The organism is Planococcus maritimus, assembly GCF_001592825.1.
Classification (GTDB): Bacteria; Bacillota; Bacilli; order Bacillales_A; family Planococcaceae; genus Planococcus; species Planococcus maritimus_C.
This window is the reverse complement of the sequence record NZ_LTZG01000041.1, coordinates 50,585-62,589: the sequence shown is the minus strand read 5'-3', so window position 1 is coordinate 62,589 and position 12,005 is coordinate 50,585. Positions and strand designations below refer to the sequence as shown.

Below are 12,005 nucleotides of genomic sequence, written 5' to 3'. Positions count from 1 at the left end.
ATGCCAAATTTCTGCATACAAAAACCGCTTTCCGAAAAATGGAAAGCGGTGTAAAATTATTTTTTCACAGCTTGGTCTTTCAGCGAACGACGCAAGATCTTGCCAGTTGTGTTTTTCGGCAATTCGTCGAGAACTTCGATATGGCGCGGCACTTTGTATTTCGCTAAATGCTCCGCGCAATATTTCTGCAGCTCTTCGATGGATACGGCATCATCTTTCAACACCACATAGGCATTGACCGACTCGCCAAAGTCCGCATCCGGCAAGCCAACGACCGCTGCCTCAACAATTGACGGGTGAGCGAATAGCACTTCTTCCACTTCGCGCGGGTAGACATTATAGCCGCCGACAATGATCATGTCTTTTTTACGATCGACAATAAAGAAATAGCCTTCTTCGTCGATTTTTGCCAAATCCCCTGTATACAGCCAGCCGTCTTTGATCGCGGCTTGCGTCTCTTCTGGCATTTTGTAATAGCCTTTCATGACGTTCGGGCCTCTCACAATCAGCTCGCCCACTTCCCCGACAGGTACTTCATCGCCAAGTTCATTAACGACCTTGTTCTCAACGTTGATAATCGAGGTGCCAATCGATCCCGCTTTTCGCTCACGGTCGATCGGATTAAAGCAAGTAACGGGCGAAGCTTCTGATAAACCGTAGCCTTCGGAAATGCGGACATTGAATTTGTCTTCGAAATTATGCAGCAAAGCGACAGGCATCGCGGAACCGCCGGAAATGGCCAAGCGAACAGAAGCAAAGTCCGCCGGGTCGACATCCGGCAATTGGTACATAAAATTGAACATCGTCGGAACTCCCGCAAAAACGGTCGCTTGGGATGCTTTTGTCGCGGCGAATACTTCTTGCGGCGTAAAGCGTGGCACGAGAACAATCGTGGCACCCTGCATAAGTGGTGCATTAACGACGACCGTCAAGGCAAATACGTGAAACACCGGCAGCGTCGCCACGACACGGTCATCCGGTGTGATTTGGAGATACTCCGCGACGTCTCGCGCATTAGAGTAAAGATTGCCATGGGTTAGCATCGCGCCCTTCGGTTTGCCGGTTGTCCCGGATGTATAGAGAATGACCGCATTATCATCCTCGACAATTTCAGCGGTTTTATTGAATGCATTGGAAGTTGCCAGGAGCTGTGTAAATGAACAGACTTTTCCTTTGACTGCTTCAGGCAATTGCGCCATTTTTTCGACAGTCGATGGGTCGGTCTCGCAAATAACGTACGTTTCCACTGCTGGCAAGGCCTGATGCGCTTTTTGCACTAGCGGTAATAGGGCATCGAGTGCTACGACCACTTTGGCATCACTATTGTTGATGATGTAAGCGATTTCATCCGGAGTATAGATTGGATTAACCGGAACAGCTGTCGCCCCGAGACGCAAAGTGGCGTATAGAGAAATGAGAAAATGTGGGGTATTGCTTAAAAGAAATGCGACGTGGTCCCCTTTTTCCACGCCGAGTTCCTGCAAGGCCCCGGCGAATTTCGATACCGATTGGTCAAATTCGCCGTAACTTGTATCTTTGCCCATGAACGTATAAGCAATTCGGCCAGCTTCCTGTTGTGCAATTTCGTGAACACGTTCTCCCAAATTCATTGAATATCCCTCTTTCTGTTGAATGAATACTCATTCATATTTACTTTTTTCATTATAAAATAAATCTTCAGACAATACAACTGCCCACCAAAAATCCCCAGTAAAAAGCCGCCAGATTCTCCCCTGGCGGCTTTAAAGATCAAGAAGCTTTTAAATGAGCAACATAACGCCAACGGATCAAGAAGAAATAAAGGATCTGCATAAGCGTGAAACCACCGAGAACGATTGCCATCTCCGATAATATCGACAGCTCAGCAAACTCATCCCAGACAACCTGAAGCGAGATAAACGCAAACGCACTGTGAATCAGTGCAAGCGCCCATGGCAGGAAAAATAGCGGAACAAGCTGGCGGTTGACGATTTTGCCAAGTTCCCGTTCCGTCATGCCAAGACGCACCATCAATTGATATTGCCTGCGGTCGCGGTCGAGCCCTGTATACAATTTGAAGTAAATAAAGCTCCCTGCCGCGAGCAAGAACACTGCCGCCACCATTAAACCGATGAATAACAATAGCGCGAAAGATGATTTGAACCAACGGTATTCGTATCCCGGATTCTCAAAATAATAATTAATGCCGGCAAAATTGCCGCTGACCATCGCTTCACTGATCGGAAAGCGGACATTTTCGCCGATTGATACGGTCTCCGTCCACTTCGGGACATGGAAAGCATAATAGCGGAAATCTGATGCATCTTGTGGATAGCCCATTAACGGTTCATCAATTTCACTAAAATCTTCGTTGTTCAGGATAATCGTATTGGCATTCAAAGTATGCGCCGGAAACAGCACTTGCGGGTAAGTCCGGTCGATCTTCAACTCCACCCCACTTTCGAGCAATTCCGTCTCTGCATAGCTTTTTTGCAATTCACGGAGCGATTCTTGTGAAAACGGCACGAACATCGCTTCCCCGTCCTGGAGATCTGCCGCTTCATAGCCTAGTGCCATGGCAAGGCGGTTGAACTCTGACAAAGACATGATGTCGACGTCATTGCCGCTTGCGCTCGACGTCTGCCGCTTTACTTCCAAAGGCACCAAGGTATAAGCCAGCTGCTGTTGTTCGAGCTCACGCTTTAATTGATTTACTTGCTGCTGTTCGAGTGTATTGCCCTCGAATGACACATAGATTAAGCCAAGCGGGTTGCTTTGGCGAAATTCTGCGGTATAGGACGTGAACGAAGCAAGCGTGCCGACTGTCAGGAAGGCTACGGTCGAGACGATGGTCACGATAAAGAACATTTGCGCACTGTCTTTTAATTTGACTGCCGCTTCCGCTAGCGATACGAGACGTGTTTTATGCCAATAAATACTGCGGCGCTTTTTATACAATTGAAGAAACGTATGAATCGAATGGGTGAAAAACAAATACGTGCCGATCGTTGCAAGCGGAGGAACGATAAAGACCATGATGTAGACGGTGCGATCAGACACAGTCGCCGCGAGAAAATAGGCAACTCCGAGCAGCACGAGCCCGAATGCCGATAAAGCTGGTGAATACGCCGCTTCCTCTTCCGTTTTCCAAAAGCCCACCAACAAATCGACGACACGTTTTGTGCGGATAAAAGACACACTGATGATTGAAATGATGATGAATAAACTGGCGAAAGCGCCAATGGTTAACACGAACGGCTTCCAGGAGAAATACAGCGGCAATTGTTCCAATTGCATGATTTCGCGGCCGATCATGAAAAAGAATTTCGTAAACGCAAAGCCAAAGACAATCCCGGCAGCGGTCGACAAGCCGCCAAGGATCATCGTCTCGAAAAACACCAATTTATTGAGCTGCTTCTTACTCATCCCGAGATGCATCAAGACGCCGAATTCTTTGGTTCGTGCCTGTAAAAATGCGCTCAACGAATAGAATAGGAAAAACAGCGTAAAAATATACAGCACGATTTCCGCGATGAACATGCCGCGAACAGCCAATACGCGGAATCCTTCTTCTTCGAATAACGGATGGAAGATGAACATCGAGTAAATGAAAAACACCATAACCGAAAACACGCTAGCCAATAAGAAGGCCGCATAGCTTCTCAAATTCCTGAAAACATTACGGAAGGCGAGTTGGCGAAAGGTCATTGACGGAGCCTCCCAATAGAGATAACACGTTGAGAATTTTTTGATAGAAAGTTTGTCGGCGGTCATCTCCGTAAATTTCGTTAAAGAATTCGCCGTCTTTAATGAACAGCACACGGTCGCAATAACTTGCAGCAATCGGGTCATGCGTCACCATGATGATGGTTGTCCCTTCCTCGCGGCTCAAACCGCTCAATAGTTCGAGCACATCTTTAGAAGTTTTTGAATCGAGGTTGCCAGTCGGCTCATCTGCGAGAATGAGCGTCGGGCGGTGGATGAGCGCGCGGCCGATTGCCGTACGCTGCGCTTCCCCTCCGGAAATTTCATTTGGCTTCTTATGGAGAAACGGCTGTAAATGAAGCCTGCCTGCCAATTCCTGGACGCGCTTCTCCATTTCTTTGATCGGCATGCCGTCGAGTGTCAATGGCAGCACCAAATTCTCCTCCACCGTCAGCATTTGCAGCAAATTGAAATCCTGGAACACAAAGCCGAGTTGGCGACGCCGGAATAAGGGCAGCTCGTCTTTATCCAAAGAATGCGGATTGATGCCATTAATGAGGACCCTGCCGGAAGTCAAAGAATCGATTGTTGAAATCAAGTTCAAAAGCGTTGTCTTGCCGCTTCCGGAAGGACCCATCACGGCAAGAAATTCTCCTTTTTCTACTTCGAAACTCAATTGGTTCAGCGCGCGATGCGTCACTTTTCCTTCATAGACTTTGGTCACTTCATCGATTTTCACTACTGTCATGTTGATCCCCCTACATTCTGTTCCTGATAAGGAAAGACGATTGAGACGGTTGTCCCTTGGCCTTTCGATGAAGTAATTTCCAATTCATGGCCGAGCCGGTTGCACACTTCCTGAGCCAAATACAGCCCCATTCCCGTCGATTCGCCGCTCAGGCGCCCGTTCTCCCCGGTGAAAAAAGCTTTGGTGACTCGCGGCAAATCCGATGGCGGAATCCCGATGCCTTCATCACGGACCGACAGCGTAATGGTGCCTTCCGAGCAACTGGCCTGGATATACAGCTTCTTGTTTTCTTCAAATGTATATTTCACCGCATTTGTCAGCAATTGCCCGATGATGAATTTCATCCATTTACGGTCAGTCGCTACTTGAAAGCGTTCGTCGATGTCAATATCAGGATAAACGCGTCGCGAAATAAACAAGCGCTTGTTTTCTGTCACCATTTCTGACACCATGCCGCGCAGCGATGCTTGTTCGATTTGCATGTCCTGTTCAAATGTGTCAAGACGCGCGTTCATCAAAACCGTATCGAGCCCTGCGCGCAAACGGTCCACTTCTTCGCGGATGCTGGCCTTATCCAATTCTTCGGGCTCTTGCAATAATAAGTGCATGACCGACAGTGGCGTCTTCATCTGATGCACCCATTGATTGATGAACTGCAGGTGGCGCGCTTGTCCCGCATAAAGCGACTGCACTTCGTATTGGTAAAGACGATACAATTTTTGCATGTACAATTCCGACTGCACGGTTTCAGCAGAGCGGCCTTCACGCTGCAGGGCATGCTCCATATTCGGTGGGTCGCTGAGCAAACGTTCGTAATAACGGTAGCGCATCGCAAAGCGCACACCGAGAAAGCTCGCGAGCAGCAATAAACTGATGATGAATGAATAGACGGCAGTATCCGTATTGCGGAAGCCGTCGAGCCAGTAGAGCATGAGAATGAATCCGACAAGCAGCAGTTGAAAGACGATAAAAGCGGCATGTTCACGCAGAAACAAACGCAGCATCATTGCTCCTCCCTGCCAAGGATTAACCGGTAGCCAGCGCCACGGACCGTTTCAACAAAGCTTTGGATGCCATAATCTATCAATTTTTTGCGCACACGGGCCATATTGACATTTAAGGTGTTCTCATCGACAAAGGCCTGGTCATCCCATAATTCTTCGAGCAATTGCTCGCGAGTGACCACTTTTGGGTAAGCGGCCATTAATAATTCCAAAATCGTACTTTCTTTTTTCTGGAGCGGAATTTCCGTTTCCCGGCAATGCAATTCAAGCCGCTCCATATATAAGACAAGTCGTCCTGCCCGTACGGTACGCTCTTCTTGTTTCGGTGCATATTCCCCGTAAGCCCTTCTTAAATGGCTTCTTATTTTGGCAAGGACGATTTCGTAATGGAAAGGTTTCGTAATGAAATCGTCGCCTCCGTTTTCCAAAGCAAACACTTGATCCATCTCGCCAGAACGTGCCGAAATAAACAAGATCGGGCAAGTGGTCTGCTGCCTTAGCTGTCGGCACCAGTAATAACCATCATAAGAAGGCAAATTGATATCCAGAAGAATTAAATGGGGGTCGAAGGCAGCGAATTCCTCCAAGATACGGTCGAAGTCTTTCGCGGTTTCGACATGATAATGATATTTACGCAAAGTATCCGATAACAGCGACGCGATTTTCGTGTCATCTTCTACGATGAATATCCGCTGTTCACTCATATTCCCTCCCCCTTTCGTTTCTTTCTATTCTAACAAAAGAGCCTGCTCGAAAGCAGGCTCCACAAAAAATCTTAATAAATCAACTTCAGGAAATCTTCTGTCGTGATGCCGCCGAGCAATTTGGGGATGTCGATGCCTTCAATCGCTTCAGCCAATGTTGCGCGTTCGTACTTCACACCCGTAATTGCTTGTTCAATTTCTGAGACATCGCCGACGCCGAAGAAATCGCCATAAATATGCGCTTCCTGCACAAGCCCTTTTTCCACTTGCAGACGGACATCGATTCCTCCGACTGGGAAGCGATGGGAATGCTTGATGTTGAATTTAGGCGATTTGCCGTAATTCCAGTCCCAATTGGCGTAGCGTTCTTTCGACAATTCGTGAATATTGTCCCAATCTTCCTCAGTGAGTTCCCAGAATCGGACATTTTCCTCACCAGCAAAAATTGAATGCAGCACAGCTTCACGGAATTGCTCGACCGACATTTCCTGGTCCAGAAATTCCGAAATATTCGCCACACGGCTGCGAATCGATTTGATGCCTTTGGATTCGATTTTTTCTTTGTTTACTTTCAATGCTGAGACGACTTCATCCATTTTTGTATCGAATAATAGCGTACCGTGGCTAAACATGCGGCCTCTTGTCGCAAACTGCGCGTTGCCAGAAATCTTGCGCCCCTCAGCAAGCAAATCGTTGCGCCCCGATAATTCGGCATTAACGCCCATGTCTTGCAAAGCTTTGACGACCGGTTCGGTGAACTTGCGGAAATCCCGGAAGCTATTGCCATCGTCTTTGGTGATGAAACTGAAGTTCAAATTGCCGTGGTCATGATAGACCGCGCCTCCGCCTGACAGCCGGCGTACGACGTGGATGCCGTTTGAATCGACGTAATCCGTATTGATTTCCTCTGCCGTATTTTGGTTTTTCCCAATGATGATGGACGGTTCATTGATATAAAACAGCAAAAATGGGTTTTGATCGACATCCATCGTTTTCAATAAATATTCCTCTATGGCCAAGTTGATACGTGGATCGGTAATGCCTTTATTGTCTACGAAATACATGATCTCTCTCCTTTTGAATTGACTCTCTTTATTTTAACGGAAATTTTCAAAATAATCACGGTTTAGGGTTGACGGACCTAAACTGTTATAATACACTGTGTTTATCACTTACAGTACTATAACAAAAAGGAGCTGGTAGAAATGATTGAGAACGTAGTCGAATTCTTCAAGAACTTGCCCCCGAAACAATGTGCCACTTGCGGAGAGAAAATCGAAGAGCAGCACGAGTGCTACGGCAATCACTGCCAGACCTGTAACGAACTTTAAAACAAGACGAAACGGCCGGAGAATTTCCCCGGCCGTTTTTTTATGCCTTTTTCAACTGTTGTACAACACATACAACAAAGAACTGGACACCAGCCTCAATGCCCCATTTTTTCCATGGCGTCTCCATCTTCCCCGTCGTCAGGCACAATTGATTCAGGATCCGGGTTACCGGCCGTCAATTCCATTTTCGGCATGACGTGCATACGGCGAGCCGTCGTGTGGGCTTGGATAAAATACAGCCCTTCTTCATCGACGGTCCAGCTATGTTCATACACCCCGTCTTCTGTATGGGCGCCTTCTAACATTTCACTGTTTTCCCGATGACCCGATTGCCATACTTCAAAGACCACTTCATCTGCATCTTCGACGGCTTCTTCGCCTTGTGTAACGGTGGCAGACAAGAGAACCGATTGTCCTGGCTCAACGGTTTGTGGTGTATTGAATTCGACGGTCACTTCTTGCAGCATCTCGCCGGTCCCAGCCGATGAATCCTCTTCGCCGCACGCCGCCAATAGCAATACCAACAGCACAGCGATCCATTTTTTCATCTCATTTCCTCCTTGCGAAGAACCACTCACCGGTCACTTCCACATTATTGAAAAAACGCCGCCGCAGTTAGCTGCTGAACGGCGTTTCATTTGTGCAGTGTCATTAAAAGACTAATTGGACACTTAGTTTTCGTTTAATTTATTCAACACAACATTAGCCATTCCGTCGATAAACAATGGATCCACGTTCGGCATTTCCGGACGGTGGTAATTGGCCCCAATTTCGTCGCAAACCACTTTGCATTCGTAGTCGTTGTCATACAATACTTCTAAATGGTCCGTAATGAAGCCAACCGGTGTATAAACGAAAGAATTATAGCCCTTTTCTTCATGCAAATCGCGCGTCAAATCTTGAACATCCGGCCCGATCCAAGGTTCTGGTGTCTGTCCAGCGCTTTGCCAGCCGATTTCATAGTTTTCAACGCCTGCCGCTTGGGCGATCAAGTCAGCTGTTTCTTTCAATTGGTCTGGATACGGGTCGCCGTTTGCGATAATTTTCTCCGGCAATGAGTGCGCAGAAACGATCAAGCACGATTTGGCACGTTCTTGTTCTGACATTTCAGCAAATGTTGCGCTCACTTTTTCGCTCCAGAATTGGATGAATTTCGGCTCGGTGTACCAGCTTTCCACTGACGTCAATTTGATGCCAAGCTTATCGGCGGTTTCTTTCGCGCGGCCGTTATAGGATTTCACGGAGAAAGTAGAGAAATGCGGCGCCAGCACGATTGAAATCGCTTCTTCAATGCCATCTTTCTTCATTTCTTCTACGCCATCTTCGACGAATGGTTCGATATGTTTCAACCCAAGATACATTTTAAACTCGATATCGTCCTGCAATTCGTTCAGGCGTTTGCACAAACCATTCGCCTGGTCTTCCGTAATTTTAGCTAGCGGGGAAATGCCGCCGATTGCTTTATAACGGTCTTTTAAATCCTGCAAGGCTTCTTCGCTCGGTTTGCGGCCGCGGCGGATATGCGTGTAGTAGCGCTCGATATCATCTTCTGAATAAGGCGTGCCATACGCCATCACCAATAATCCCATAGTCTTTTTCATCACAATCACCTCGTCAAAAATTTGTTAGTTCTGTTTTTTGTATGCTGCGCTGTATTCGTGGACAAATGCCGTCAAACGCTTCAAGGTATCGGGCTGTACTTCCGGGAAGACCCCGTGTCCAAGATTGAAAATATAGCCATCATCCTGCATGCCCATATCCAATATCTTTTTCGTGCGTTCTTCAATGACAGACCAATCCGCCAATAAATAAGATGGATCGAAGTTGCCCATCAAGGCTTTCGTCAGTCCGCGGTCCCGCGCTTCTGTGATCGGCAAACGCCAATCCAAACCGACGACATCCACTGGCAGCTCGTGCCATTCATTCGCCAAGTGGCTAGCGCCGACACCGAAAATCGTCATCGGTACGCCCTCTTCACCGATTTCCTTGAAGATGCGGTCCATGACCGGCTTGATGAAGATGCGGTAATCTTCAACATTTAATGCACCAACCCATGAGTCGAAAATCTGAATGGCTTTAGCTCCAGCATGAATTTGTGCTTTCACATAAGGAATGATCGTATCTGCCAGTTTGTCCATCAATGCAAACCACATCTCTGGTTCTGAGACCATCATTGCTTTTGTTTTGTTATAACTTTTCGAAGGGCCCCCTTCGATCATATAGCTTGCCAACGTAAACGGTGCACCGGAAAAGCCGATGAGCGGTACATTCAATTGCTCTTCTGTTAGCAATTTGATCGTTTTCAAGACATAATCGACATCCTGTTCGGGATTGATTTCCCCGAGTCGATCGATATCCGCTTTCGTACGAATCGGATTGCTGATGACCGGTCCAACGCCGCCTTTGATCTTAACGTCGACGCCAATTGCCGGAAGCGGTGTTACGATGTCTTTATACAAAATCGCTGCATCGACATCGTATTGGTCAACTGGCAATTTTGTGACATAAGCGCACAATTCCGGCTGGTGTGTGATTTCTTCTAGAGAATATTTTTCCTTGATCTTGCGGTATTCCGGCTGGGAACGCCCAGCCTGACGCATATACCATACTGGTACATGGTCGGTCTTTTCCCCTCGCGCTGCGCGCAGGTACGTATCATTAAAAGTCATGAATTACTCATCCCTTCAGTCTTTGCGGCTATAGTGTATCCTCATTATCCGTCTATACTATAGACGCTCCGCCCCCTATTGTATAGAATCCCAGCGCAATTGTCATAAAATAGACCCGAATGCCTTCACGGATTTGACACCTTCCGTTTCAAGCACTTGCTTTTAGGGAAAAGTAAGGTAGTTACTTGAAACCTATACCCGATCATTAGGAGGCCTTTTAATGAATATTTACATGACGACTGGAACTTACGAATTTATGAAAAAAATGCGTGACAAGCACGCAGACGAAACGATGGTTTTGATGCAAGGCGAAAACACCACCTTGTTGTTGCACGAAACTGATGGAAAATCCACTTTCCAAACGCCACGGCGCTACGAAGTGGTCGATGGCACCGGCGAATTCCGTGAAAAAGGATTTTTTGTCATGAACAATATCCCAGTTGCCGATGAAGGGCGCCCCGTATTTGAGCACCGATTCAAGAACCGCGCCGGCGCAATCGAAAACGAGCCCGGCTATGTCGCTTTCCGTGTTTTGCGGCCGCTCGATTCCGACACCTATGTCGTGTTGACCGAATGGGAATCGCCAGCATTCTATGAAAAATGGAAAGAATCACAGGCTTTCGCCAATGCGCATTCCGAGAAACCACAAGAAGAGTCGACGGCACCTCGCGCCAATATCTTCTCTGGTTCGTCTTACGTCACCATGTACAAAGCGAAACCTGAAGACGAATGAAAAACAGCCGGCTCGGTCCGGCTGTTTGATGTGTATATGGAAGAAATCTGTTTAGGAGGAACCACTAGTGGTATTCATTTACTTTTTGCTGGCTGCAGCCGTCACGGTGTTTGCTGCCATTAAACTGTCTCAGTACGCCGATGTCATCAGTGAAAAATCAGCGATGGGCGGCATGATGGTCGGCACGCTGCTGCTTGCAGGAGCTACCAGCCTTCCTGAAATTTCCACCAGCTTTTCGGCTGCTGCAATCGGCAATGCCGATATCGCAGTCGGCAATATGATCGGCTCGAATTTGTTCAATCTATTTATATTGGCCGGTTTCGATTTGCTGCTGAACCGCAGGCGCATGCTCGAGCGGGCATCTAAAGACCATTCCTACTCTTCTTTGCTAGGCATCTTTTTGACGGTGCTGTTGTTGCTGGCCTTATGGCTCCGCACAGACGTCACCTTCCTCGGGATCGGCCTTGACTCTTTGGCGATCGGCATAAGCTATATAGTGGGCATGCTGATCATCAATAAATTACCGAACTTGGATACAATCGATATGGACGATGAGCCGGTCGATGCCGAGGCGCCGAAAAACCCGAGCGCCCATTTAACACCGAAGCACGCGGGCATCCGTTTCGCAATCGTCGCTGTAATCATTATGGCAGCAGGAACGGCCTTGTCGATCACAGGGGATGAAATTGCGGTAGTGACAGGAATCGGCTCTAGCTTTGTCGGCAGTTTCCTAGTAGCCGCTGCCACGTCCTTGCCAGAAGCCATTTCGGTTTTTGTTGCGCTGCGCCTGTCCAACGTCAATATGGCGGTCGGTGCTGTTCTCGGAAGCAATATTTTCAATATGGTCATTTTGGCTTTGTCAGACCCTATCTATGTGGAAGGCTCGATCATCAGCGGCGTATCAGGCGCTAATGTCATCATTGCCAGCGCCGTGCTCGTCATGAGCGTGCTCGTCATGTTCTCGCTTTATAGACCGAAGACCGCTTCTACATGGGCATATAGCGTGCCATCCATTTTGGTCGTGCTGTTATACTTCATTGCATCCTATTTGAATTTCACCTACTGACAGAACGGGACTTCTCCCGTTCTGTTTTTTGCTATGTTAGACTAAGGAAAATACAGAAAATTAGAA

General features: G+C 47.6%; 12 protein-coding genes. 3 read left to right on the top strand and 9 right to left on the bottom strand.

Going from position 1 to position 12,005, the window contains the following annotated elements:
- Positions 1–56: 56 nt before the first annotated feature.
- The 6 genes from AY633_RS14115 to AY633_RS14090 all read right to left on the bottom strand — a co-directional run bounded on the left by AY633_RS14115 (position 57) and on the right by AY633_RS14090 (position 7,204).
- On the bottom strand, positions 57–1,610 hold the full coding sequence (locus tag AY633_RS14115) for a fatty acid--CoA ligase family protein (protein ID WP_068488897.1): 1,554 nt from the start codon (positions 1,608–1,610) through the stop codon (positions 57–59).
- Positions 1,611–1,749: 139 nt separating this feature from the next.
- A complete protein-coding gene (locus AY633_RS14110; protein ID WP_068488896.1) occupies positions 1,750–3,687 on the bottom strand; it encodes an FtsX-like permease family protein in 1,938 nt (645 codons plus the stop codon).
- Complete coding sequence (locus AY633_RS14105) at positions 3,659–4,432, bottom strand: ABC transporter ATP-binding protein (RefSeq protein ID WP_068488895.1); 774 nt, start codon at positions 4,430–4,432, stop codon at positions 3,659–3,661. Before AY633_RS14105 ends, AY633_RS14110 begins: the two co-directional genes overlap by 29 nt.
- Entirely contained in the window at positions 4,429–5,436 is a 1,008-nt protein-coding gene (locus AY633_RS14100) for a sensor histidine kinase (protein WP_068488894.1), read from the bottom strand. The genes AY633_RS14105 and AY633_RS14100 overlap by 4 nt, the downstream gene beginning before the upstream one ends.
- Positions 5,436–6,140, bottom strand: coding sequence for a response regulator transcription factor (locus AY633_RS14095; RefSeq protein ID WP_068488893.1), 705 nt, complete (start codon positions 6,138–6,140; stop codon positions 5,436–5,438). The genes AY633_RS14100 and AY633_RS14095 overlap by 1 nt, the downstream gene beginning before the upstream one ends.
- Positions 6,141–6,211: 71 nt before the next feature.
- The gene (locus AY633_RS14090) at positions 6,212–7,204 is read right to left on the bottom strand and encodes a lipoate--protein ligase (protein WP_068461288.1); all 993 of its coding nucleotides are present in this window, start codon (positions 7,202–7,204) and stop codon (positions 6,212–6,214) included.
- Between the two features lie 141 nt (positions 7,205–7,345).
- Here AY633_RS14090 and yhfH point away from each other — a divergent pair, with 141 nt between their 5' ends.
- Positions 7,346–7,471: a protein YhfH gene (gene yhfH, locus AY633_RS16405; protein ID WP_069577479.1), complete on the top strand. Its 126-nt coding sequence runs from the start codon at positions 7,346–7,348 to the stop codon at positions 7,469–7,471.
- A 95-nt stretch (positions 7,472–7,566) separates the two neighbouring features.
- Here yhfH and AY633_RS14085 read toward each other — a convergent pair whose 3' ends face one another.
- The 3 genes from AY633_RS14085 to hemE form a co-directional block, all read right to left on the bottom strand.
- A complete protein-coding gene (locus AY633_RS14085) occupies positions 7,567–8,019 on the bottom strand; it encodes a FixH family protein (protein WP_068488892.1) in 453 nt (150 codons plus the stop codon).
- 123 nt (positions 8,020–8,142) lie between these two features.
- Entirely contained in the window at positions 8,143–9,075 is a 933-nt protein-coding gene (gene hemH, locus AY633_RS14080; protein WP_068461282.1) for a ferrochelatase, read from the bottom strand.
- Between the two features lie 21 nt (positions 9,076–9,096).
- Complete coding sequence (gene hemE / locus AY633_RS14075; RefSeq protein WP_068461280.1) at positions 9,097–10,140, bottom strand: uroporphyrinogen decarboxylase; 1,044 nt, start codon at positions 10,138–10,140, stop codon at positions 9,097–9,099.
- 220 nt (positions 10,141–10,360) lie between these two features.
- Between hemE and AY633_RS14070 the strand changes: the two genes are divergently transcribed.
- A complete protein-coding gene (locus tag AY633_RS14070; RefSeq protein WP_068488891.1) occupies positions 10,361–10,873 on the top strand; it encodes an antibiotic biosynthesis monooxygenase family protein in 513 nt (170 codons plus the stop codon).
- Positions 10,874–10,940: 67 nt separating this feature from the next.
- Entirely contained in the window at positions 10,941–11,939 is a 999-nt protein-coding gene (locus tag AY633_RS14065) for a sodium:calcium antiporter (protein ID WP_068488890.1), read from the top strand.
- The last annotated feature ends 66 nt before the right edge of the window (positions 11,940–12,005 follow it).